23 protein-coding genes are annotated in these 23,942 nt (G+C 38.4%); 18 read left to right on the top strand and 5 right to left on the bottom strand.

Going from position 1 to position 23,942, the window contains the following annotated elements; translation table 11 throughout:
* Positions 1–192 precede the first annotated feature (192 nt).
* Positions 193–963 (bottom strand): 3-hydroxyacyl-CoA dehydrogenase, encoded by a 771-nt coding sequence (locus tag GJV03_RS02105; RefSeq protein WP_004719394.1) that lies wholly within the window; start codon positions 961–963, stop codon positions 193–195.
* 191 nt (positions 964–1,154) lie between these two features.
* On the opposite strand from GJV03_RS02105, the gene GJV03_RS02110 reads away from it, so the two are divergent.
* The 5 genes from GJV03_RS02110 to GJV03_RS02130 all read left to right on the top strand — a co-directional run bounded on the left by GJV03_RS02110 (position 1,155) and on the right by GJV03_RS02130 (position 5,875).
* Positions 1,155–2,189, top strand: coding sequence for an AraC family transcriptional regulator (locus GJV03_RS02110; RefSeq protein WP_154129365.1), 1,035 nt, complete (start codon positions 1,155–1,157; stop codon positions 2,187–2,189).
* A gap of 221 nt (positions 2,190–2,410) precedes the next feature.
* Positions 2,411–2,758, top strand: coding sequence for a hypothetical protein (locus GJV03_RS02115; RefSeq protein WP_004719389.1), 348 nt, complete (start codon positions 2,411–2,413; stop codon positions 2,756–2,758).
* A 297-nt stretch (positions 2,759–3,055) separates the two neighbouring features.
* Positions 3,056–4,018, top strand: coding sequence for an aliphatic sulfonate ABC transporter substrate-binding protein (locus GJV03_RS02120; protein WP_252720670.1), 963 nt, complete (start codon positions 3,056–3,058; stop codon positions 4,016–4,018).
* Positions 4,018–4,851 carry an ABC transporter permease gene (locus GJV03_RS02125; protein ID WP_105713734.1) on the top strand — a complete coding sequence of 278 codons (834 nt, stop codon included), beginning with the start codon at positions 4,018–4,020 and terminating at the stop codon, positions 4,849–4,851. Before GJV03_RS02120 ends, GJV03_RS02125 begins: the two co-directional genes overlap by 1 nt.
* A 112-nt stretch (positions 4,852–4,963) precedes the next feature.
* Positions 4,964–5,875, top strand: a complete 912-nt coding sequence (locus tag GJV03_RS02130; RefSeq protein ID WP_096734414.1) for a bestrophin family protein — start codon at positions 4,964–4,966, stop codon at positions 5,873–5,875.
* A gap of 155 nt (positions 5,876–6,030) precedes the next feature.
* Here GJV03_RS02130 and prmC read toward each other — a convergent pair whose 3' ends face one another.
* A complete protein-coding gene (gene prmC, locus GJV03_RS02135; protein ID WP_004719380.1) occupies positions 6,031–6,849 on the bottom strand; it encodes a peptide chain release factor N(5)-glutamine methyltransferase in 819 nt (272 codons plus the stop codon).
* Positions 6,849–7,937: a peptide chain release factor 1 gene (gene prfA, locus GJV03_RS02140; RefSeq protein ID WP_004719378.1), complete on the bottom strand. Its 1,089-nt coding sequence runs from the start codon at positions 7,935–7,937 to the stop codon at positions 6,849–6,851. Before prfA ends, prmC begins: the two co-directional genes overlap by 1 nt.
* Positions 7,938–8,327: 390 nt before the next feature.
* Between prfA and GJV03_RS02145 the strand changes: the two genes are divergently transcribed.
* The 6 genes from GJV03_RS02145 to GJV03_RS02170 all read left to right on the top strand — a co-directional run bounded on the left by GJV03_RS02145 (position 8,328) and on the right by GJV03_RS02170 (position 13,216).
* Positions 8,328–8,759, top strand: a complete 432-nt coding sequence (locus GJV03_RS02145; RefSeq protein ID WP_004822418.1) for a hypothetical protein — start codon at positions 8,328–8,330, stop codon at positions 8,757–8,759.
* A 304-nt stretch (positions 8,760–9,063) separates the two neighbouring features.
* Entirely contained in the window at positions 9,064–9,594 is a 531-nt protein-coding gene (locus GJV03_RS02150) for a glycine zipper domain-containing protein (protein WP_154129367.1), read from the top strand.
* A 169-nt stretch (positions 9,595–9,763) separates the two neighbouring features.
* Positions 9,764–10,777, top strand: a complete 1,014-nt coding sequence (locus tag GJV03_RS02155; protein ID WP_154129368.1) for an LLM class flavin-dependent oxidoreductase — start codon at positions 9,764–9,766, stop codon at positions 10,775–10,777.
* 238 nt (positions 10,778–11,015) lie between these two features.
* A complete protein-coding gene (gene yiaA, locus GJV03_RS02160) occupies positions 11,016–11,498 on the top strand; it encodes an inner membrane protein YiaA (protein ID WP_056512647.1) in 483 nt (160 codons plus the stop codon).
* A gap of 213 nt (positions 11,499–11,711) precedes the next feature.
* A complete protein-coding gene (locus GJV03_RS02165) occupies positions 11,712–12,641 on the top strand; it encodes a ferritin-like domain-containing protein (protein WP_004719369.1) in 930 nt (309 codons plus the stop codon).
* A 17-nt stretch (positions 12,642–12,658) separates the two neighbouring features.
* Positions 12,659–13,216, top strand: a complete 558-nt coding sequence (locus GJV03_RS02170) for a hypothetical protein (protein ID WP_004719366.1) — start codon at positions 12,659–12,661, stop codon at positions 13,214–13,216.
* A gap of 70 nt (positions 13,217–13,286) precedes the next feature.
* On the opposite strand, the gene GJV03_RS02175 is transcribed toward GJV03_RS02170, so the two are convergent.
* Positions 13,287–14,039 carry a hypothetical protein gene (locus tag GJV03_RS02175; protein ID WP_228129018.1) on the bottom strand — a complete coding sequence of 251 codons (753 nt, stop codon included), beginning with the start codon at positions 14,037–14,039 and terminating at the stop codon, positions 13,287–13,289.
* A 112-nt stretch (positions 14,040–14,151) separates the two neighbouring features.
* A complete protein-coding gene (locus GJV03_RS02180; protein ID WP_004719361.1) occupies positions 14,152–14,988 on the bottom strand; it encodes a pyruvate, water dikinase regulatory protein in 837 nt (278 codons plus the stop codon).
* 154 nt (positions 14,989–15,142) lie between these two features.
* On the opposite strand from GJV03_RS02180, the gene ppsA reads away from it, so the two are divergent.
* From ppsA to cyoE, 7 genes are all read left to right on the top strand, one after another.
* Positions 15,143–17,521 (top strand): phosphoenolpyruvate synthase, encoded by a 2,379-nt coding sequence (gene ppsA, locus GJV03_RS02185; protein WP_004719359.1) that lies wholly within the window; start codon positions 15,143–15,145, stop codon positions 17,519–17,521.
* A 373-nt stretch (positions 17,522–17,894) separates the two neighbouring features.
* Positions 17,895–18,674, top strand: a complete 780-nt coding sequence (locus tag GJV03_RS02190; protein WP_004822432.1) for an RDD family protein — start codon at positions 17,895–17,897, stop codon at positions 18,672–18,674.
* A 295-nt stretch (positions 18,675–18,969) separates the two neighbouring features.
* Complete coding sequence (gene cyoA / locus GJV03_RS02195; protein ID WP_004719354.1) at positions 18,970–20,034, top strand: ubiquinol oxidase subunit II; 1,065 nt, start codon at positions 18,970–18,972, stop codon at positions 20,032–20,034.
* Between the two features lie 3 nt (positions 20,035–20,037).
* On the top strand, positions 20,038–22,029 hold the full coding sequence (cyoB, locus tag GJV03_RS02200; RefSeq protein WP_004719352.1) for a cytochrome o ubiquinol oxidase subunit I: 1,992 nt from the start codon (positions 20,038–20,040) through the stop codon (positions 22,027–22,029).
* 4 nt (positions 22,030–22,033) lie between these two features.
* Entirely contained in the window at positions 22,034–22,654 is a 621-nt protein-coding gene (gene cyoC, locus GJV03_RS02205; RefSeq protein WP_004719350.1) for a cytochrome o ubiquinol oxidase subunit III, read from the top strand.
* Entirely contained in the window at positions 22,651–22,977 is a 327-nt protein-coding gene (gene cyoD / locus GJV03_RS02210; RefSeq protein ID WP_171066910.1) for a cytochrome o ubiquinol oxidase subunit IV, read from the top strand. Before cyoC ends, cyoD begins: the two co-directional genes overlap by 4 nt.
* Before the next feature lie 6 nt (positions 22,978–22,983).
* Complete coding sequence (gene cyoE / locus GJV03_RS02215; protein WP_004719345.1) at positions 22,984–23,862, top strand: heme o synthase; 879 nt, start codon at positions 22,984–22,986, stop codon at positions 23,860–23,862.
* Positions 23,863–23,942 lie beyond the last annotated feature (80 nt).

Raw genomic sequence — 23,942 nt, forward strand, 5'->3', positions numbered from 1 at the left:
CAGCACTTTTAAATTTTAAATCACTGCAATCATGATCAGCGACCAATAAAAATCTCGTTGTTTGTATAAATTTAGGCTAAAGTCTGCCTAACATGATGGTTTAGATCATGTCAGGCAGTATTCAATTTTTTAAAAGTTTGCTATTGCTTGTGTTAAAGCAAAGTTAGAAATAAGCAGATGGATTAGACCAGGTTACTTTGGCTGCATACGGATTGCGCCGTCTAATCGAATTGTTTCACCATTTAAATAGCTATTTTCACAAATATGACCAACAAGCTGTGCAAACTCTTCAGGCTTCGCAAGGCGTTTAGGAAAAGGCACCATTTCACCCAGCGCATCTTGAACATTTTGTGGTAATGATTTCAACATTGGGGTTTCCATAATCCCTGGCGCAATGGTCATCACACGGATGGCATGTTGCGCAAGTTCTCGCGCCAAAGGTAATGTCATTGCAACAACAGCACCTTTAGATGCAGCATAAGCGGATTGACCAATTTGGCCATCAAACGCAGCCACTGAAGCAGTGTTAATAATCACACCACGATCTTCTTCACCTGCTGGTAACGCATAACGAGAAATGACATCTGCGGCAAAACGTAGCATGTTAAATGTTCCTGCGACATTAATATTCAATACTTTTTGAAATGCGTCTAAAGCATGGATGCCATTTTTACCTAGTACTTTGGCGGATGGGCCAATCCCTGCACAATTAATTAAGCCATTTAATTGAGCATAATCCTGCTCCACATTTTTAAAGAATTGTTCAACAGCAACTTCATCGGTCACATCAAGTTGAACAAATTTGGACTTTTCACCTAAGCGCTTCTGCATTTCTTCGCCAAGCTGGTGATTCATATCCACCATGATCACTTTCGCACCTTGACCAATCAAATGTGTGGCTGTCGCGGCACCTAATCCAGATGCACCACCAGTCACAACAAAAACTTTTCCTTCAATTTTCATTTTATTTTCCTAGTTCATTGTTTGAATTGAGCAGTTTAAATGATGAATTAAACCCACTTTCGACTTAAGATGCAGAGTAAACATAGTCAAGCTTGAGTACAATTTCCAAAAGTTGCATCCTGTATGATGTATTTGGACAATTTAAACATCTTTTTGGAAAACTTTAGTCACAAAACACGTATCACAAGATAATGGAATACACTGTGAACAATCAACAATTCAGTGAAAGCAAAGGCACAATTTCAATTGCGCTGGTACATGAAGCGCTGAGCCGTGCCCAAGATAAGGGCTATGATATACAGCAGATTTTGCATGATGCAGAAATACCACTGGAAATATTTCAGGCAGCCAAATCACGTATTGCTGTTTCCGCTTATGCAAAACTGTGGACTAAAATAGCAGACCATATGAATGATGAGTTCTTTGGCATGGACTCGCATCAGATGCGACGCGGTTGTTATAAATTATTGTCTAAAATGGTCATGCAATCGGATACGCTACACACAGCAATCGAACAAATTTTGCAATATTTTAATTTTGTCTTGGATGACTTCTCCAGCAAGCTAATTATAGATGAAAATTATGCATACATTGTCATTACAGACAAATTACAAACCAAGCGTATGTTCTGCTATGCCACTTATATTATGTTGATTCACAGTTTGATCTGTTGGTTAGCAGATCAAAGAATTTTACTCAATCAATTACAATTAAAATGCACGCCCCCTGAAGATGACAGCGATTATCGCGTGCGATTCTGTGAAAATATTACTTACCAAACAGATGAAAATTATCTGCAATTCGATGCAAACTACTTAAACATTCAAATCAAACGCGATCAAAAGTCTTGGTATGGTTTTATTAAAAATACCCCTGAAAATCTACTATTAAGATTTAAGAATCCTTTGGCTTTAAGTTCAATGATTCGTAAGCAATTACTTTCTATTGCTCCTGCTGAATGGTTAGAACTCGGTGAACTATCAGCACAGCTCAATATTTCAGAAGCCACTATACAACGCCGTTTAAAAAATGAAGGCAGCAGTTACCAACAACTCAAAAATGATATACGGCGAGATATGGCGATTGAACTGCTTGGCAAAACCTCACATACCTTACAAGACATCAGTGAGCTGTTGAACTTTCAGGATGCCAGTGCATTTCATCGCGCATTTAAAAAGTGGACTGGGGTAAGTCCAGGTGCTTATAGAGAACCCAAACAACCTTGATAACATCGTTAAACAAAATCTCAGTCTTTAGGGAAATTTATTTAAAATCAAAATTATAATAAAAAACATATCAATATAAATGCAAGCTCGATATTTACAGCTTATCTGAATAAGGTTGCAAATTAATCAATAATGGTATATTTATTACCCAATTTAAAGCAGGTTTTCTGCTTATTTCCTGTGGTACCCTCCTCCCCTTTAATCACTTTTAGGTCACTAACATGATTAAGATGATTGATGTACTAGAGCAAAATCTAGTTCAAAACTTTATCCATTCCCTTTCGGCTCAAACTGAACATTTAGATGAGCTTATCGAAGGTATTTTAAAAGCTTCAGATCATGACTTTGAACATGCTATGAATGATTTTTTCAAAACCAATGATGCTGCAGAAGTCGCACAAGCACTTGATATTCACCAAGAGCGATTAGATGCAATTCAATCAGGCTTAGCAATGAAAAAAGAAAACATTGCTGATACTGCAAAAATTGTTGCGCTTTGTCTGGCACTTGAAACCAATGCATTAGACCAAGTTGAAATTGCAGACAGTCTGGAAGATTATCCAGTTTAATTTGCCCAATCCAAAAATGCCTCTGTATAGAGGCATTTTTTATGTCTAATGACTAAAATTTAATTAGAATATTTTTTTATAACTCATTTCAATAATCATCTATTCAACAAGCTAATATGCATACTTTAAAAACATAAATTTATTCATATAGTTAAACTAATATTTTTTACATTTCATATTTTAAGAAGTGAATATCTGTTTTTCTTTTTTGTACTTTCACCCTAAAAAATATACATATCTAGCTCTGTGTTTCTCTTTGAATTTTATGGGGTATGTATGAAAGTTTTTAGCAAAAAAATGACGCGCTTAGTTTCCACCTTAGCCTTAAGCTTAACCGCAATGTCTTCTTTTGCAGCCATCCCAACAACATTGAAATTAGACTATGCCTATTACGCCCCAACAAGTTTAGTGGTTAAAGAACAAAAGCTGTTAGAAAAAGCATTACCCAAAACAGAGGTCAAATGGGTGTTTAGCCAAGGCAGTAACCGTTCACTTGAATATTTAAACAGTGGCAGTATCGATTTCGCCTCTACCGCAGGTTTAGCAGCAGTATTAAGTCGTGCCAATGGCAGTCCGATTAAAACGGTTTATATCCAAAGCCAGCCAGAATGGACTGCATTAGTCGTTGCAAAAAACTCAGCAATCAAATCCTTAAAAGATCTCAAAGGGAAAAAAATTGCTGCAACCAAAGGGACAGACCCATTCTTATTTACACTTCAAGCACTTGAAACCGTTGGCTTAAATAAACGCGATGTACAATTGGTACATCTACAACATCCAGATGGAAAAACAGCTTTAGAACGTGGTCAGGTAGATGCTTGGGCTGGGCTTGACCCACTGATGGCATCTGCACAATTGCAATCAGGTGCAAAACTGCTCTATCGCAATATCGCTTTTAATAGTTACAGTGTGTTAAGTGTAAAAGATCAATTTAGCACTCAAAGTCCAGAAGCAGTTGAGGCTGTAATTAAAGCTTATGAACAAGCACGTAAATGGGCAAAAGCCAATCCAGATAAACTTGCAGAATTATTAGCACGTGAAGCAAAGTTACCACTTGAAGTGGCGAAGTTGCAATTGAGCCGAACCAATCTAGATCAAAACATTCCAACCGCGAAACATCTTAATGCGCTAAAGAAAGCAGGGACTATTTTGACTGAAGAAGAACTGGTTCGAAAAGGCACCAATGTAAATCAAGTTGTGGATCAACTATTTGACAACCAATATGCGCAAAAGGTCATTGGCAAGGTTGCTGAGAAGTAATGACAAAGTCTACACATGCTCAATCGACGCAAAGCGAATCAAATGTACGTATAACGCAGGCGGGTTTAAACAAACCTGCCTTTAAGGCCAATGTTTTAAAATGGGTAAAAGGAATTACGATTCCATTGTTGCTCATTTTATTATGTGAGTATTTAGTTCGTTTTGGATGGATTGAGTCTTATCTGCTCCCTGCCCCAAGTAGCTTAGTTGACTCATTCAAGGAGCTTGCCGCAGGTGATTTATTTACCCATATCTATACCAGTACTTGGCGTGTATTTTTAGGATTTTTTATTGGTAGCCTATTGGGACTCATTTTTGCAATTGCAGTGGGTTTAAACAAACACATTGAAGATTTTTTAGAACCTACATTTTCAGCGATCAAGTCTATTCCAAGCCTTGCTTGGATTCCGTTATTGCTTTTGTGGTTAGGCATTGATGAAGCCTCAAAAATTACCTTAATCGCGATTGGTGCATTCTTTCCCACCTATACCAATAGCGTATCTGCCATACATGGTGTTGATTCAAAGTTGTTAGAAGTGGCAAAAGTATACCGTCTGACCTATCTACAAAGTATCTTCCAAATTGTTCTGCCTGCTGCATCTCCTGGAATTCTCGTTGGACTAAGAAACAGTTTAAGCCTAGCGTGGATGTTTATGATTGCAGCAGAACTGATTGCAGCGACACAAGGTATCGGCTATCTACTCAGTGATGGTCGAGAAACCTCACGGCCCGATATTGTGATTATTGCGATTATCTTGCTGGCTGTCCTTGGTAAACTCACTGACAATCTGATGAAATTGATTGAAAACTGGTTTTTACGTTGGAGAACATAAACCGCTCAAAATACGGCTTTTGATCAGCCGTATTTTTTAAATTGCTTATTTGCAACTTGCATTTCTGCTTTTCTCTATGAAACACTGTCACAGTAATAGTAAGGTAGACAGTATGATCATTCGTGATAAAAGTAACAGCTTCGCACTTCTCTTTGCTTGGCACGGCACCATTCTTCCCAAAGTCTTACCCGCATTAACTTTTGTTGTGCTGATCTCGACAGTTCTGGTTTACCTATCATCACATCACTATTTTACAATTCCTGCTGTACCTGCAATTGGGTTTACCGTGTTCGGGATTATCCTTTCTATTTTCTTAAGCTTTAGAAATACTGCATGTTATGATCGTTGGTGGGAGGGTCGTAAACTCTGGGGTGCTTTGATTGCAACCTCACGCCATCTTTCTCGTGACACACATGTTTTACAAGAAAACCAGCGTAAAGTTTTAATGTATCGTGTGATGCTATTTACCCGTTTATTAAGAAATCGTTTACGCAATCAAAATCAATCTATTGAATTTTATAAAAATAAAGTAGATTTAGATGAATTAAGCTTTAGCCAACTGGCAAACCACCTTAATGCTGCACAATTTGTTTTAGAAGAAATCCAAAAATCTTTAGTGCAATCACTTAAATCAGGTGAAATTTCTGACATTATCTATCAAGGTTTAAATCATCATATTGTTGCTATGGGTAATATTCAGGCAGGCTGCGATCGTATTCTAACCACCCCATTGCCCTATTCTTATTCAGTCTTATTACATCGCACAGTATATTGCTTTTGTTTGATTTTGCCGTTTAGTTTAGAAGCAAGTTTAGGGATTTGGACACCCGTCATCGTCAGTTTAATTGCTTATTTATTTTTGGGACTAGATGCTTTGAGTGCTCAGCTTGAAGAACCATTTGGCCTACAAGAAAATGATTTACCTTTAGATTCAATTACTCGTTTAATTGAAAGAGAAATGCACAGCTCTCTGGGTGAAAAACTCTTAGAGCCGATTCAATTGGTGAAAAGTAATTTGACTTAGCTGGTTTTTCTAAAGGCTATATTTCAACCCAATCTTTAAAATTTTGAATAGGTCAAATTCTTTTAATACTATTTATTCGCCAATAAAAAAGACTTTGTTGGATAAGCGCAACCACCGCCATCCAACAAAGTCTTTTTAGATATAGCAATGCAAAGCTAATTTGGCCACTGACCTAACGTGACACGATCATTACCGCCATAGTCTTTAACAGTTCTGACCTGTTTAAAACCAGCACCTTTAAAAATGTTTTGTACCGCTTCAGCTTGATCATAACCATGCTCAAGCACGATCCAACCTTGAGTAGCCAACCATTTTTTACCTTGCTGAACAATATGTTCAATATCTGCCAAACCATGCTGCTCAGCAACCAAAGCTCTTTCAGGCTCAGAAGCAAGATGCGGCATATGCTCATCATCAGCATCAATATAAGGTGGATTAGAAACTATCACATCAAAAAATTGACGATTCAAAGCTTTAAACCAACTTCCTATAAAAAACTTGACCTGCCCCAAGTCATGCTTTTCAGCATTATGTAAAGCAACTTCTAAAGTCGGTTCATAAATATCTGTGGCAATAATAGACCAATTTGGACGCTCACTTGCCAGCGATAATGCGATCGCACCTGTACCCGTACCTAAATCAACCATACGAGTATCTTCAGGCAAATCAAGATTTAAAACCGTTTCAACCAATACCTCAGTATCTGGACGAGGAACTAAAGTATCTCTGGTAACGGTTAAATCCAAAGTCCAAAATGGTTGTGAGCCAGTTACATAAGCCAAGGGTTCACCCGCAGCAATCCGCGCTAGACCCTCAACATATTGCTGTTCTTGCTCAGCAGTTAATTCTTGCGTAGATTTAAGTGACAAATCAAAAGCATCAATTTTTAAAATATGCTCAAGTAACCAAGCATTTTCTTGACGCTCATAACTTTCAGCTTCTCCACGTAAGGCCAAAGCCTGTGCAATATTCATTAACCACCATTTTGTTGTGCAAGCATCGCCAACTGATCTGCTTGATATTCGCGATGTAAGCTGTCAAGTAGCTCAGTCAAATCACCTTCCATTACTGCATCTAACTTATATAAAGTTAAATTAATACGGTGATCTGTCATACGACCTTGTGGATAGTTATATGTGCGGATACGTTCCGAACGATCCCCTGAACCTACCAAATCACGGCGCATTTCAGATGTTGCTGCATCGGCTGCAGCACGTTTCGCATTCTCTAAACGTGAAGCCAGTAACGCCATCGCTTTTGCTTTGTTTTTATGCTGTGAACGTTCATCCTGACATTCCACAACAGTACCTGTTGGAAGATGGGTAATACGTACAGCAGAATCAGTTTTGTTAATGTGCTGACCACCCGCACCAGAAGCACGGTAAGTATCAATACGTAGATCCGCAGCATTAATCTCTACTGTGGTGTCTACATCAACTTCTGGAAGAATTGCCACAGTACATGCCGAAGTATGCACACGACCTTGTGACTCAGTGGCTGGAACACGTTGTACACGATGCGCCCCGCTTTCAAACTTCAAGCGACCGTAAACACCTTCACCATTCACTAGACAGATAATCTCTTTATATCCGCCATGCTCACCTTCATTTTCAGATAAGATCTCAATACGCCAGTTTTGAGTTTCAGCGTATTTACTATACATACGGAATAAGTCACCCGAGAAAATCGCCGCTTCATCACCACCTGTACCAGCGCGGATTTCCAAATATGCCGAGTTGGCATCATTTGGGTCTTTAGGAATCATGAGAATATTCAACTCAGCTTCAAGTTGTTCAATTAAAGCTTTGTTCTCTTTGATTTCCTCAACAGCCATATCCTTAAAATCTGGATCAGTTAACATTGCTTCTGCTGTTTCAATATCTTCTTCAGCTTGCTTGTACTTTTTCCAAACATCGGTAATTTCTGATAAATCATTATGCTCACGGGACAAATTACGAAAACGCTTATTGTCTGAAATGACTTCGACATCTGCCAATAATGCTTCTAACTCTTCATGTCGATCACAAAGTTGGTCTAATCGTAAACGTAACGATTCTTTCATTTTAAATACATTCTCAAGCTAAGCCTTACCAAAAAACATCGAGCTTTATAACAGCCCATTTAAAATTGGTAAGAAAATTCTAAAATTGTGCCTAGTTTACCGATTCTGCCATTTAAATGACACATTTATATAAGCACCATCAAGATAAGCTGTAGAATTTATAACAAGATGATCCGCATGATTTTTGATTAGATGCTTTTATTCTCCATTATTCATGCTATTTGTTGACTAATATGGGTGTTTTAAAATCACTTTTAATAGAAAACATACATTCAGATACCAAACGCTATCAATTTTCAGATCCCTCTCCACATTTTTTGGAAAAATTTTTGTTACATTTGCCACATCGAATAGAGATAGAACTGTCCAGATAAGGACATGGAGCAACACATGAAATTTAATACGATCATATTTAGTACTGTATTGGCAGTAACTTCAATATTTACAGTAAGTGCTCATGCTGATAACTCAACACGTATTGCAGCAACTTCTGCTCTAGGTAGTGTCGTTGGTACTGCTGTAGGTAAACAAATCGGTGGTAACACTGGCGCAATGATTGGTTCAGCAGTGGGCGGTGCAGGTGGTGCTGCTGCATCAACCAATAGAAAAGACCGTACTGCGGCTGCAATTGGTGGTGGTTTAGGTGGTGTTGGTGGCTATACCGTAGGTAAAAATATGGGTGGTACTACAGGTGGTTATATTGGTGCTGCTGCTGGTGCAGCAGGTGGTTCAGTTCTTGGTAAAAAAGTTTCTCAAGACCGCCATGCAGATCAACGTAAGTACAATAAAAAGTACTACAAAAAACACCGTCGTCATCACTAATTGATCCTTGAACGATATCAAGCACCTTCGGGTGCTTTTTTTGTATCGTTTCATCTTAGATAAACTGTCTATCCTGTAGAACTACAAGTAATGATTTATAGGTTAATACTGATTGTACTAAATAAGGTTTTACTTAAAATTAAGTTTAACATTCACGTAATATGAATAAATTAAAGAGCAAGAAATACAATCCACACACAAAACACAGAAATTGCTTACATTCAAATCCATAATTATTGCTAAATGTTTCGTTATTCTAGCCTCAAGTTAAAGAATTCGAAGAAGCTTCGATCAGGAGTTTAAAATGAAATTACAAGTAATCCTTGGTGCAACTGTAATTGCAGCAACAATGATGACGACTGCACATGCAGGCAACTCAACCAATACAGCATTAACATCTGCACTTGGTGGTGTGGTGGGTGCTGCGATTGGCCAACAAATGGGTGGTTCAACAGGCGCTATGATTGGTTCTGCAATCGGTGGTGGTGTTGGCGCAGGCGCTTCATCAAATAAACGTGACCGTAATGGTGCGATCATTGGCGGTGCTTTAGGTAGTGCTGGTGGTTATACCGTAGGTCGTAATGTGACGGGTACTTCAACTGGTGGCTATATTGGCGCAGGTCTTGGTGCTGCGGGCGGTTCGGCATTAGGTCAAAAAGTCAGTAACGACCGTCGTTATGATGACCGCTATGACAACCGTTATGGACGTTATAATGATCGATATGATCGTGGCGGCTACCGTAATGTTGATTATCGCTACAATGACCGTGGCTATCGTAAAGACAATGGCAATCATTATGGTCACTACAAAAACAAGAATAATTGGAAAAATTAATTTCAGTCCAAAATTAATATCCAATCATTTAAATCAAGCACCTTCGGGTGCTTAATTTGTTTTTGGACAATAAAATCAACATCAAAACCACCAAATATCGACAATTTTCGATATACATTTGCACACTTATATCGTATTATTTCGATATATATTATTTTCGAGTTTAAAAATGTCGTCTTTAACAGATACCGCATTAAAGAATACGAAGTTCTCTATCCTAGAACTCGCACCTGTTCGAGAAGATCAAACAGTTGAGTTTTCACTTAAGCATGCATTGCAACTTGCCCAGCATGCAGAACAATTGGGCTTTGATCGCCTTTGGTTAGCTGAACATCATAATATGGACGGTATCGCCAGCTCCGCAACTGCTGTATTGCTGGGTTACATCTTAGCCAATACAAAAAATATTAAAGTGGGCTCGGGGGGGATTATGTTACCCAACCATGCACCCTTAGTTGTTGCTGAACAGTTTGGTACCTTGGCGACACTCTATCCAAATCGTATTGAACTCGGCTTAGGTCGTGCGCCCGGAACTGATCCAACCACCATGCGTGCATTAAGACGTGGTCGTCAAGAAACTGAAGAGCAATTTCCACAAGATGTTTTAGAAATTTTAAGCTATTTCGCGGACGCAGTACCTCAGCAAAGAATTAAAGCAACACCAGGGCAAGGTACGCATGTGCCTGTATGGCTTTTAGGGTCGAGTCTTTTTAGCGCACAACTGGCGGCTAAATTAGGACTTCCTTATTCATTTGCCTCACATTTTGCACCGAGAATGTTAGGCCAAGCCATTCAGCTCTATCGTGACAATTTTGAACCATCCGCCTATTTAGATAAACCGTTTGTATCTATGGGTGTGCCTACTGTGGTTGCCCAAACCGATGAGGAAGCGGAGTATCTAGCTACAAGTGTGTATCAACGTATTCTTGCATTACTGACAGGACAAAGTTTAAAACTGAAACCGCCTGTAGCAACAATGGAAGGCCGATGGTCTGCATCAGAGAAAATGTCCGTACAAAACTTCTTGGGTATGGCGAAAATTGGCTCACCAGAGACAGTAAATAACGGTTTAAAGCAACTTTTAGAAAAATATCAGGTAGATGAATTTATTTTCACTTGCGATATTTATGATACACAGAAGCGCCTAGACAACTTTAGTTTGTTGATGGATTTAAAAAAATAATACAAATCAATCATGTTTTCCTCTTTACCAAAATGAAATGACAAATTTCATTTTGGTTTTTTTTTGATTTAACTGTTCTATAGCTTAAATATCCAATTGATTTAAAATACTATTTATTATTCTTCGTAATTAAACTCTATTTGAATTAGCTCTAATAAATTGAAAAGATTTGCCATCTCATTTCAAATCAGCATAATAGAACATATAAAAATCAGTAAAATAGTAATAAGGAACAACAATGAACCAATATATCAATAAACCCACCCCTGCTTTTATTGCAGTCAGTTGGGTGGCTTTACTTGCTGGTGCAGCAGCCTACTGTGTCGGTTTATTCAATGCACAAATTCTATTAAATGAAAAAGGCTATTATTTAATCCTGATCCTTTATGGTTTATTTTCTGCTGTTTCACTGCAAAAAGTTGTTCGGGATAAACTTGAAGGTCAGCAAGTTACAGCAATTTATTATGGACTGTGCTGGGCTTCAGTGGTGATCTGTATTGTTCTGCTCGCATTGGGTTTATGGAACGCGACGATGGCATTCAGTGAGAAAGGCTTTTATATCATGGCTTTTTTACTTAGTCTCTTCGGTGCTGTTGCTGTACAAAAGAATATTCGAGACTTGGAATATCTCAGAACGCATTCACAGCCTGAACTACCTCAGCCCCACCCTGTTCAGCAAGTTGAAGTTAAAGAACTAGAAACACCAGAAGATAAATTTTAATTGTTAAACAATCCATTGCTCCAAATGATAAGACTTGTCCTTTTATGACAAGTCTTTCTTTTTATCTCAATCACTTAGCTAAATTTTCACATTCAAAATCAAACCATTACTGCGTTGATATTTTTCATCATTCCACAATGAATATCTTTGCCAATTGATTCACAGAAATATTAAATAAAATGCAATGAAATCCTTATTTTTGATAGATTTGCTATGGCTTCAATTGACTTAGAAAAAATGTTAGATAAAGTCAAAAACACACAATGGACTTTATCCGATATTGATTGGGATGCACCAGGTCGAGAGCTGGTTACAGCCGAACAATGGCCAAAACTTAAAGACTTTATGGCAGATCTGATGTGGATTGAGCATGTAGGTGCCCGTGCATTTTCGGCAATGTCAAAAAAAGCGCCAACAGCAACTTTACGGGAGATGTACGCCATCTTCCATGCCGAAGAGCAACGCCATGCCAATGCAGAAATGGCGCTCATGAAACGTTGGGGAATGTTAGATGGTGATATCCCTAAACCAAATAAAAATTTACGTTTAATTATTGAATGGCTAGATACCTATGCCGATGAAATGCCTTTTTATATTTTAGGCGCAGTGATTCCCATGCTTGAAGTGGCTTTGGATGGCGCTTTATGTACCTTTTTATTGGATACTGTAGATGATCCTGTTTGCCACCAAGCCTTTGAACTGATTAATGGTGATGAAGCACGGCATTTAGGTGTAGGTTTCAGTGTAATGGAAGCACAAGGGATCAATAAAAGCGTCATTGAGCTTGCCCAAATGGCTGCACGAGTAGTCGACCCACGTTTGATGCTGGGTATTTTGGCTTACTTACCCTTGATCAATAAAATGCGTGACAATGTCATTAAGCTCGGACTTCCTGAAGAAAAATTATATGCAGCAATGAATAAATTTTCGAAAATTGGCGGAAGAACAGTGGAAGGACGCCGTAACCCGTGGTTTCAAATCATTCAATTTCATGGCAAAAATGTAGTAGATCGCAATAAAAAATGGTTCCATATCCCGATTGATGCCATGGTTAGCGTGACTGACAAGATTCCTGAAAAGTCTTTACCTAAAGTCCCAAGTTGGATATATCAATTAACGTCAGAACCCACTGCGACCAATTAGTATAAAAAGGAAATAATATGCTCGATAGGAAAAAGAGTCAAAATGAAGGTTTTTTTCAAAATCAGCCTGAATTTTTTAAACATTATAAAGGTAAAATTATTGCATCTGCTGAGATTAAACTCACCGATTTTACTGGTTTAAACGTGGCAATTATTGGTGCAAACCAACTTACAGTCACCCATCTTGGCCACGTTTTAAACAGTGCTGAATTTGTAAAAGTGTTTCAAATTACACCCGCTTTTATTTTACCGCAAACTGAAAAAGGGGTTCAAAAGTTAATCTCGCACCCTTTGATTATCAAAAACCGTCGTTTGTTTAATCATCGTGTTAAATCGATGTTAGCGATTCGTTATCTAGAGTCGCAAGTTCAGGAACAATGGTTAAAACGTCAGTTGATGCCGAACTCTGCGTTAAAGAGTAAAGTGTTTTTAAAATCCGACACCTACTATACAGCGCTACAACGTAAAAACTGTAAATTGATCACTTGGCCAGTCGTTAAAATTACTGAAAATGCCGTACAAAGTATGGAAGGAATTGAGCATTTAGTGGATGTGATTATTACCACTTACGAATAATAGCTTGAGAAGATTCGAGTTTAAGAGGCTTCTAGGCCTCTTAAACTTGTTAAATTCACTATTCTTTGAATTATTTGACCACACCGCTGTAACGATAACCCTGTGGAGTCTTTTGATAACGTAAATAGTTATTGGTCAGTTTTCCTGAAGCATTCACCACTAATATATCGATATTTTTTAAGTCTTTTGAGATACGGATAAAATCTTCTGCAGAACGTTCCCATTCCTGACAATCATTTTCAACACCAATTGAATCAAGTTTTTGAGTTTTGGTTTCAAAAATGGGTTGCGCGACAAATTTGCCGTTATTCAACACAAAGGAGTGAATGCGATAGCCCCTTGAACAAGTACTATTAACAAATAGACTGGTGACTAAATAAACGTCCTGATTTTTAATTTTGACTTGCGCAATTTTATCGATAAATCCCACTTGAGCTAACTCTTGGGACGCCAAACCATTGCTTGGCTTCACTTGAATTAAACTATATGGTTCTCTCATCGTTCCCCCAGCAGAAACGTCCATCGTATAAAATTTGATTTTTCGATCAGGACTGTAATGGATATCCAGCATATTTTTTTCAGTGAGTTTTGCAAACGAATATGCAAAACTCGATGAATCATTTTTTATTTTATTTTCAATTTCACTGGAAATTTTTTCATTGTACTGATCACATTCACCACGCCCTGAACAGGTTTTTTGATAGTATTTTTCAACCAAACCATTTTCAAAGTTGCTCAATGATTCAGCATTGGTTTGTTGTGCAAATATACCTTGTACACTTACAAGCATGAAAAATGAACTTACTTTTAATATCTTATTCATATAACAAATCACACTATAAAAAATAATAAACATAAAAGAAAAAGAGCCAAATCTTGATTCAGCTCAATACTGTTCTTACACTACATCACACATCAAAAATTATAAGGATGGATTATCCAATACGACGTTTAAGCCCTGTCATTTGTAAAACACGTGTTGAAATTTCTTCAATCGACATCTCTGAAACATTTAAATATTTAATCCCTTCAGAAATATAGATCCCTTCAACAGCACGTAGCTCCATCTGACACTGCGAAAAGCTCGCATAACGACTATTGGCTTTACGTTCAGAACGAATGGCAACGAGACGTTCAGCATCAATCATCAAACCAAATAGTTTATTTTTATGTTCTTTCAGTACCGCAGGTAAACGATTATCGTCTAAATCTTCTTCGGTTAATGGGTAGTTTGCAACTCGAATACCAAACTGCAAAGATAAATAAATTGAAGTTGGGGTTTTACCAGAACGCGATACGCCGATCAGGATTAAATCTGCTTTGTCATAATGACGGGTACGTGCCCCATCATCGTTATCCAAAGCAAAATGAACAGCATCAATACGTGCTTTATACGACTCAGAATCCGTCACAGCATGGGTTTGTCCGACTAAAGTTGTAGGCGGTGTACCTAAAACGTCCGACAACTTACTAATAAGCCCTTCAAAAACATCAAGATTTACAGCATTTGCAGTATTGATAATGTCACGAACATAAGGGTCAACCAAAGTATCGAATACCAAAGGTTGTTGACCATCTTTATCCGCCCTTTTATTGATTTCTTCGACCACATTCATTGCAGCTTCTTCAGAGGTAATATAGGGAATAATATGGATATCAAACTTTACATGAGGAAATTGCGCTAATAATGAATGCCCAAGGGTTTCAGCCGTAATCGCTGTACCATCAGAAATAAAAAATACGCTCCGCTTTATTTGGTTACTTTCTGACATTAAAAATCTCCTCAAACATTTGTCTTAGCGATGTATAATCTTTATAGTAAGCCCATCTTACATGACTATCACTTAGTTGAATCAAAATGCTAAGTTTTTTGTTATAATTTCATGCCAAGATAGTGATTAATACTGCATAAGTGGAGTAACAACTTTGGAAGCACGCGTAATCGGTCTGGAAAAACTAGGTAAACACGACGTTGAGATCGTGGGTGGTAAAAACTCTTCACTTGGGGAAATGATCAGTCATTTAGCAAATGCTGGCGTATCGGTTCCAGGTGGATTTGCAACGACTGCTGATGCATATCGCGAATTCCTAGAGCAAAGTGGCCTAAATGCTAAAATCAATGCAGAACTTGCAGCATTAAATGTTGATGATGTAATCGCACTTGCAGAAACTGGTGCAAAAATCCGTCAATGGATTGTAGAAACTCCACTTACTACAGGTCTAGAGACTGAAGTTCGCGAAGCATTTGCTGCCCTTTCTAACGGTAATCCTGACATCGCTGTTGCGGTACGTTCTTCTGCAACTGCTGAAGACTTACCAGATGCTTCATTTGCGGGTCAACAAGAAACTTTCTTAAACATTCGTGGGATCGACAACGTTCTTATCGCAATTAAAGAAGTTTTTGCTTCACTTTATAATGACCGTGCCATTGCTTACCGTGTACACCAAAATTTTGCACATGATATTGTTGCGCTTTCTGCTGGTATTCAGCGTATGGTTCGCTCTGAAACGGGTGCTGCAGGTGTAATGTTTACACTTGATACAGAATCTGGTTTCCGTGAAGCAGTATTTATTACTGCTTCTTACGGTTTAGGGGAAATGGTTGTACAAGGTGCAGTAAACCCTGACGAATTCTATGTTTCTAAGCCACTTCTAAGAAATGGCAAACATGCCGTTATTCGCCGTAATCTTGGTTCTAAACACCAAAAAATGATTTATGGTGAAGAAGGTGCTGCGGGTAAATCTGTTGTGGTTGTTGATGTTGAAAAAACAGATCGTCAACAATTTGCTTTAAATGATTTAGAGCTTCAAGAACTTGCTAAACAAGCCTTGATCATTGAAGAACATTATCAAGCGCCGATGGATATCGAATGGGCAAAAGACGGTGATGATGGTCAAATATATATCGTTCAAGCACGCCCTGAAACTGTAAAAAGCCGTGAGAATGTCGGCACAATGGAACGTTACCTGCTTAAACAAAAAGGTACAGTTCTTTGTGAAGGTCGTTCAATTGGTCAACGTATTGGTTCTGGTAAAGTTCGTATCGTTACTTCGATTAAAGAAATGGACAAAGTACAAGAAGGTGATGTTCTTGTATCAGACATGACTGACCCAGATTGGGAACCAGTGATGAAACGTGCGGCTGCAATTGTAACTAACCGTGGTGGTCGTACTTGTCATGCGGCAATTATTGCCCGTGAACTTGGTGTTCCTGCCATCGTAGGTTGTGGTAATGCAACAGAAGTGCTTGTTGATGGTCAAGAAGTCACTGTTTCTTGTGCTGAAGGTGATACAGGCTTTATTTATGAAGGTGCGTTAGATTTCGAAATTCAACGTAACTCGATCGAATCTATGCCAAAACTTCCGTTCAAAATTATGATGAACGTAGGTAACCCTGACCGTGCATTTGACTTTGCTCAAATTCCAAACGAAGGGATCGGTCTTGCACGTTTAGAATTCATCATCAACCGTATGATTGGTGTGCATCCAAAAGCTTTGTTAAACATAGACAGCCTACCACGCGAAACACGTGCGGCAGTTCTGGCACGTACTGCAGGTTATGCATCACCGATTGAGTTCTATGTTGAAAAATTGGTTGAAGGTATTTCTACCCTTGCAGCTGCATTTGCTGACAAACCAGTGATTGTTCGTATGTCTGACTTTAAGTCAAATGAATATGCGAACTTGATTGGTGGTAAGCTTTACGAGCCTGAAGAAGAAAACCCAATGCTTGGTTTCCGTGGTGCGAGCCGTTATGTATCTGATAACTTCCGTGACTGCTTCGAACTCGAATGCCGTGCATTGAAAAAAGCACGTGATGAAATGGGTTTAACCAACATTCAAATCATGATTCCTTTTGTACGTACAGTATCTGAAGCGAAACGTGTTATTGAGTTATTGGCTCAGAACGGTCTTAGACGTGGTGAAAACGGTCTTAAAGTGATCATGATGTGTGAGTTACCAACAAACGCATTACTTGCTGAACAATTCCTTGAACACTTCGATGGTTTCTCTATCGGTTCAAATGACTTAACTCAGCTAACACTTGGTTTAGACCGTGACTCTGGTATCGTTTCTCACTTGTTTGACGAACGTGATCCAGCAGTAAAAGCATTACTTTCTATGGCAATTCATGCTTGCCGTAAAGCGGGTAAATATGTAGGTATCTGTGGTCAAGGTCCTTCTGATCACCCTGATCTTGCAAAATGGTTAATGGAACAAGGTATTGAATCTGTTTCATTAAACCCAGACTCAGTTTTAGATACTTGGTTCTTCCTTGCAGAAGAAAAGATTAAACAATCTTAATCAAAGCTGTTTAAAAAGACCCTCTAGCAGGGTCTTTTTTATGTATATTTTTTAAAACTTTGATTTTAATATTCTATGAAATATCAGATTTAAGATTGGTAGTTTTTAACGTAGATACAAACATTTTATATAGTTTCTGTATTAAGTTTTCACATCTGTGTTTGAATGTTAAACCAAGTTTCACAGTCACCGGTCTGCTGCTAAATAGGTTAATTTTTCTTGATATTTTAAGATTTCGTGTAAATTTAATGTTAATACATTCAAAAATCTAGTATACATAGTGGTTTAAAAAAGTAGGTGAACAAAGTTGCGGTTATGTTCATTTTCATCTACCAATTTTGTACTTTTAGATTTATTTTGAGAATTGAGTTTTATGCAAATTTACTTGGCGAGAAATAACCAACAAGCTGGTCCGTATTCAATTGAACAACTGAATCAAATGCTTGCAAGCCAGCAAGTACTTTTAACAGATTTAGCTTGGCATCAAGGATTAACGGAATGGAAAGCGCTTGGTGAACTTACACAAGGTAAACTTGTTTATGAGCCTATTGGTTATGTCACACCAACGTCATCAAACAACGAACAAATTGATCGTCAACAAAATCCTGCTATCACCAATATAAAAATTGAAAAAAGTACAAAAAAAATCATTAAAGCGGCACCTGTAGGTAAACGAATCTCAGCCAAACTTATCGACTTCGCCCTTTTATTTTTACCCCAATTCATCGCTATTGCTTATTTTATGCCTGAAGATGCAATCAAAGTTGCTTCAGATGGTTTCTCAGTAGATAACCAAGTTAAAATTGCTGAAATGATCAGCCAAAGTATGCCAGCCTACCTGAATATTGCTCTGATGATCTTTGTACTTATTCTCTTGATCACTCAATGCTTTATGATTACCAAATTTGGACAATCTATTGGTAAAAAAATATTCAAACTGCAAATTGTTGATGTCAATACCAATCAATTGCCAGGGTCGCTAAGAGGATTTTTCGTTCGTTCATTCTTATTTCTTATCCTGTCTCAAGTTATGAGTGTATTACCTCTGATTGCCATCATTTTCATTGTTGATTTGTTCATGTTTTTCTCTAAAGAGAATTATGCATTACATGATCGTATTTCTAAAACCAAAGTTATTGATCTTTCTGAATAATTCAAATGGCGGTTATACCGCCATTTTTTATCGCTCGCCAAGCACAAAATAATAATTTATGTTTTTGTTTTCTTTATAATTCCGACTAAAAATATCAGGTATTTTTACATCAATATATTCAACCTCTATGTATAGCTAAGTTTGACGATATGAGGCATAATGCCCTACAACGTAGCGGTGTCAGATCATTGAGAATGTTTTCTATTTAGAAATAATAGTCATTTTCAATCATGCGGCACTTTAATCGCTATCCCATATTTATATAGGGAATGGGACTCTTCACCGAGGTTGTAAAATGAGACAAACGACTTTAGCTGTATTGTCTTTATCTGCGATCGCCGCACTCTTAACTGGGTGTGGTGGTGATATAGTACTTCTAAACTCTAAAGGTCCAGTCGCTGAAGGTCAAAGTAGCCTGATGATGACTGCGATCTACTTAATGCTATTGGTCGTAATTCCTTCGATCTTGATGGCATTGTGGTTTGGTTGGAAATATCGCGCGTCAAATAAAGATGCAGACTATAAACCTACATGGGCACACTCTACTGCGATTGAAATTGTAGTATGGGGTATCCCGTGTATTATTATTGCTATTCTTGCGTATTTAACATGGTGGGGTTCACACAAATATGACCCTTACAGACCATTAACGAATACTCAAGGTCAGATGGAAGAACATTTAAAAATTCAAGCAGTCGCTGAACAATTTAAATGGGTATTTATCTATCCTGAACAACAAATAGCTACAATTAACGAAGTTCGTTTCCCAGTCAATAAACCAATTGAATTTCAAATCACTTCTAACTTTACAATGAACTCGTTCTTCATTCCTAAGTTAGCAGGTCAGGTTTATGCAATGGCAGGTATGCAAACTAAGTTACATATGCTTGCAGAACATCCAAGTCCAGTAGATGGCTACCGTGGATTCTCAGCAAACTATAGCGGCTATGGCTTTACGCAAATGCGTTTCAGAGCTCATGCTGTTTCAGATGCTGACTTCAACACTTGGGTAGACGCTATTAAAGCAGGTAAAGGTACTTCAATTAATCCTGAAGCGATCCAAAAAACCACGCTTGATGCGACTGAATTTGCTACGCTCAAAGATGGTGATCGTTCTAAACACCAAATTGAAGCAATGCTGAACAATGCGCATACTCCAGAAGAACTTAAAGCTGCACACGAAGCTGAACGTAAAGGTCCATTCCCTACTAAGCCTCATCCTGTGACTTATTATTCTTCAGTTACGCCTGACTTGTTCAAAAGCATTATCAACACTTACATGAGCAACTACCATGGTGCAGACCATGCAGGCGCTGAACATGCAGGTGCTGAACATGCAACTGCTTCTGTAGGGGAATAAGACATGTCTTTGTTATTAGGTAAACTCAATTGGGATGCAATCCCTAAAGAGCCGATTGTACTTGTAACAATGGTCATTATGGCTCTTGGTGCAATTGCAGTTTTCGGCGGTATCACCTATTTCAAAAAATGGGGTTACCTCTGGAATGTATGGTTTAAATCTGTAGACCATAAAAAAATTGGTATTATGTATATCCTTGTGTCTGTTGTGATGCTACTTCGTGGCTTCGCAGATGCAATCATGATGCGTCTTCAACTGTTCCTTGCAAAAGGTGGCGGTGAAGGTTACTTACATCCAGACCATTACGATCAGATCTTCACCGCACATGGTGTAATCATGATCTTCTTCGTAGCAATGGGTCTTGTTGTTGGTATGATGAACATCACTGTACCTCTTCAAATTGGTGCGCGTGACGTTGCATTCCCATTATTAAACTCTGTGAGCTTCTGGTTATTTGCTGGTGCTGCTGGTTTGATGATGGTTTCATTAGTATTAGGTGAGTTTGCTGCAACAGGTTGGATGGCTTATCCACCTCTTTCTGGCATTCAATATTCTCCTGGTGTTGGTGTTGACTACTATATCTGGGCACTCCAGGTTTCTGGTCTAGGTACGCTTTTAACGGGTGTTAACTTCTTTGTTACCATCATCAAAATGCGTGCGCCTGGTATGAAACTTATGGACATGCCGATCTTTACTTGGACTGCACTTTGTACAGCAGTATTGATCATTGCATCTTTCCCAGTATTGACTGCAACAATTGCAATGTTAACGCTAGACCGTTACTTCGGTTTCCACTTCTTCACCAATGAGCTTGGCGGTAGCCCAATGCTTTATGTGAACTTGATTTGGACATGGGGTCACCCAGAAGTATATATCTTAGTATTACCTGCTTTTGGTCTTTACTCTGAAATCGTTTCAACGTTCTCTCGTAAAACGTTGTTCGGTTACAAGTCTATGGTGTATGCAACGATTGCGATTACAGTACTTGCTTTCGTGGTATGGTTACACCACTTCTTTACCATGGGTGCTGGTGCCAACGTTAACGCGTTCTTCGGTATCATGACCATGATTATTGCGATTCCTACTGGTGTGAAAATCTTCTCATGGTTATTCACTATGTATAAGGGTCGTATTACCTTTACATCACCAATGTACTGGACACTTGGCTTCCTTGTGACTTTCGGTATCGGTGGTTTAACGGGTGTATTGATGGCTGTTCCACCAGCTGACTTCTTGGTACACAACTCTTTATTCTTGATCGCTCACTTCCATAACGTAATTATTGGTGGTGTTGTATTCGGTATGTTCGCAGGTATCACTTTCTACTGGCCAAAAATGTTTGGTTGGAAGTTAAATGAAACTTGGGGTAAAGCATCGTTCTGGTTCTGGTTCTTTGGTTTCTATTTTGCATTCATGCCACTTTATATCCTTGGTTTCATGGGTATGACACGTCGTTTGAATACATATGACAACCCTGAATGGGACCCATACTTAGCAATTGCTTTGTTTGGTGCTGTGCTTGTAGCAATCGGTATTGCTTGTTTCTTAATGCAAGTTATTGTTGGTTTCTTACAACGTCACGACAACATGGACAACACAGGCGATCCATGGGATGGTCGTGTACTTGAATGGTCTACTTCATCCCCTGCTCCGTTCTATAACTTTGCTGAAATTCCAAAAATCAATGGTATTGATACTTTCTGGAATGACAAAGAGAATGGTGTAGCGTATGCACGTCCTGAGAAATATGAAGATATTCATATGCCAACTGACCGTGCTGCTGGTTTTGTTATTGCCTTGTTCATTACAGCAATGGGCTTCGCTTTAATCTGGCATATCTGGTGGTTAGTCGTTGCAACTTTCCTTGGTGCTGTTATCAGCTTCATCGTAAGTTCATTCACTAAAAAAGTGGACTACTACGTACCAGCTGCTGAAGTAGAACGTATCGAAAACGAGCGTTATGCTTTACTTGAAAAACACTTGAAGAAGGACTAAGGATATGGCTGAAGTACTTCATCACGACAACCACGGACACGATGAACATCATCATCACGATGATACAGACATCACCGTCTTTGGTTTCTGGACATACTTGATGAGTGACTTGATTTTATTCGGTACACTCTTCATCGCGTTCGCTGTATTAAGCAGTCATATTCCGCCTGGTACTCCAAGTCCAAAAGAGTTATTTGGTGAGTCTTTAGGTTTCGTACTTGTTGAAACCTTTGCTCTCTTGATTTCTTCTGTGACTTTCGGTTTTGCGGTACTTGCTTCTTACAAGAAAAATGTCAACCAAGTGCTTATGTGGTTAATTATCACTTGGCTCTTTGGTGCAACATTCATCGGCATGGAACTTTATGAATTTAATCATTTAGTTCACGCTGGTCATGGTCCTACCCACAGTGCGTTTTTATCTGCGTTCTTTACCCTTGTAGGTACGCATGGTATCCACGTAACATCTGGTTTGGTCTGGATGATCGTGTTAATGGTTCAAATCAAGAAAAATGGTTTGACTGTTCCAAATACACGTCGTCTCGCTTGCCTAAGTTTGTTCTGGCACTTCCTTGACATCGTTTGGATCTGTGTATTCAGCGTAGTTTATTTACTGGGAGCTTTATAATGAGTCATGATCATAATGCTGCTGGTGCTTCGCACGGAAACATCAAACAATACTCTATCGGCTTCATTCTTTCTGTCGTATTGACCATCATCCCTTTCGGGATGGTGATGAAAGGAATGACTGGTGGTGCGGTTGTTGCAACGATTGCGATCACTGCGATTGCTCAGGTTCTTGTACAATTAGTTTTCTTCTTGCACATGAATTCATCTTCTGAACAACGCTGGAATGTGATTGCATTCATCTATACGATTCTGACGATTGCAGTACTATTAATTGGTTCTGTATGGATCATGAACTACTTACATTCAAACATGATGCTCTAGGGTGTCATGTTGAAAAAATATCTATTCCTGACTAAGCCAGGAATTCTCTTTGGTAACTTCGTTACCACTTTGGGCGGCTTTTTCTTAGCCGCTCAAGGTTCTGTAGATTTCCTTTTACTTCTCATCACATTACTCGGTACTACGCTTGTCGTTGCCTCTGGCTGTGTGGTGAATAATGTCATTGACCAAGACATTGACCAAAAAATGCAACGTACAATGAATCGTGCGCTCGTCAAAAAAACTATCAGCCCAACAGTTGCTTTAATTTTTTCTGCTGTGCTCGGTTTAATTGGCTTTGCTTTGTTGTGGTTTTTTGTCAACGCCTACGCATTTGGCTTTGCTGTACTTGGCTTTGTTGTGTATGTGATTTTTTATAGTCTTTGGAGTAAACGTACTACCATTCACCAAACTGTGATTGGAAGTATTTCTGGCGCAAGCCCTCCTGTAATTGGATATACTGCTGTTTCCAACGGATTTGATGTTGCCGCTTTGCTGATTTTTTTAGCTTATGCACTCTGGCAAATGCCACATTCTTGGGGAATTGCAATCTATCGATTTGATGATTATAAAAATGCAAATATTCCAATTTTACCTGTAGCCCGTTCAATTTTTCGCACGAAAGTTGAAAGTTTAATTTACGTTATTCTGTTTGCTGCAGTTTTAAATGGATTGTATTGTTTTGGCTATACCAACATTTTCTTCCTTATTACCTTTAATGCTTTATGTGCCTATTGGGTATATTTATCGATTATTGGATTTAAAGCTGAAAATGATCAGGTCTGGGCAAAAAAATATTTTTTGTACTCCGTCATTCTAATTACAGCGCTCAGTGTGAGCTTTAGTTTTAGTTATGTCTCCCCTGCACCTCATTTGCCACTGTTTTAAAAAAAGATAGAGTTCTCTCTATCTTTTTTTTATCTGCATAAATAAAATTAAAATATTAAAATTTTTATTATAACGATAGG

This window comes from Acinetobacter sp. RIT698 (assembly GCF_009668065.1).
Taxonomy (GTDB): domain Bacteria; phylum Pseudomonadota; class Gammaproteobacteria; order Pseudomonadales; family Moraxellaceae; genus Acinetobacter; species Acinetobacter guillouiae.

Coding starts and splice junctions, on each gene's coding strand:
- GJV03_RS02105 (WP_004719394.1), bottom strand. CDS start 963: ATGAAAATTGAAGGAAAAGTTTTTGTTGTGACTGGTGGTGCATCTGGA.
- GJV03_RS02110 (WP_154129365.1), top strand. CDS start 1,155: ATGGAATACACTGTGAACAATCAACAATTCAGTGAAAGCAAAGGCACA.
- GJV03_RS02115 (WP_004719389.1), top strand. CDS start 2,411: ATGATTAAGATGATTGATGTACTAGAGCAAAATCTAGTTCAAAACTTT.
- GJV03_RS02120 (WP_252720670.1), top strand. CDS start 3,056: ATGACGCGCTTAGTTTCCACCTTAGCCTTAAGCTTAACCGCAATGTCT.
- GJV03_RS02125 (WP_105713734.1), top strand. CDS start 4,018: ATGACAAAGTCTACACATGCTCAATCGACGCAAAGCGAATCAAATGTA.
- GJV03_RS02130 (WP_096734414.1), top strand. CDS start 4,964: ATGATCATTCGTGATAAAAGTAACAGCTTCGCACTTCTCTTTGCTTGG.
- prmC (WP_004719380.1), bottom strand. CDS start 6,849: ATGAATATTGCACAGGCTTTGGCCTTACGTGGAGAAGCTGAAAGTTAT.
- prfA (WP_004719378.1), bottom strand. CDS start 7,937: ATGAAAGAATCGTTACGTTTACGATTAGACCAACTTTGTGATCGACAT.
- GJV03_RS02145 (WP_004822418.1), top strand. CDS start 8,328: ATGAAATTTAATACGATCATATTTAGTACTGTATTGGCAGTAACTTCA.
- GJV03_RS02150 (WP_154129367.1), top strand. CDS start 9,064: ATGAAATTACAAGTAATCCTTGGTGCAACTGTAATTGCAGCAACAATG.
- GJV03_RS02155 (WP_154129368.1), top strand. CDS start 9,764: ATGTCGTCTTTAACAGATACCGCATTAAAGAATACGAAGTTCTCTATC.
- yiaA (WP_056512647.1), top strand. CDS start 11,016: ATGAACCAATATATCAATAAACCCACCCCTGCTTTTATTGCAGTCAGT.
- GJV03_RS02165 (WP_004719369.1), top strand. CDS start 11,712: ATGGCTTCAATTGACTTAGAAAAAATGTTAGATAAAGTCAAAAACACA.
- GJV03_RS02170 (WP_004719366.1), top strand. CDS start 12,659: ATGCTCGATAGGAAAAAGAGTCAAAATGAAGGTTTTTTTCAAAATCAG.
- GJV03_RS02175 (WP_228129018.1), bottom strand. CDS start 14,039: ATGAATAAGATATTAAAAGTAAGTTCATTTTTCATGCTTGTAAGTGTA.
- GJV03_RS02180 (WP_004719361.1), bottom strand. CDS start 14,988: ATGTCAGAAAGTAACCAAATAAAGCGGAGCGTATTTTTTATTTCTGAT.
- GJV03_RS02190 (WP_004822432.1), top strand. CDS start 17,895: ATGCAAATTTACTTGGCGAGAAATAACCAACAAGCTGGTCCGTATTCA.
- cyoA (WP_004719354.1), top strand. CDS start 18,970: ATGAGACAAACGACTTTAGCTGTATTGTCTTTATCTGCGATCGCCGCA.
- cyoB (WP_004719352.1), top strand. CDS start 20,038: ATGTCTTTGTTATTAGGTAAACTCAATTGGGATGCAATCCCTAAAGAG.
- cyoC (WP_004719350.1), top strand. CDS start 22,034: ATGGCTGAAGTACTTCATCACGACAACCACGGACACGATGAACATCAT.
- cyoE (WP_004719345.1), top strand. CDS start 22,984: ATGTTGAAAAAATATCTATTCCTGACTAAGCCAGGAATTCTCTTTGGT.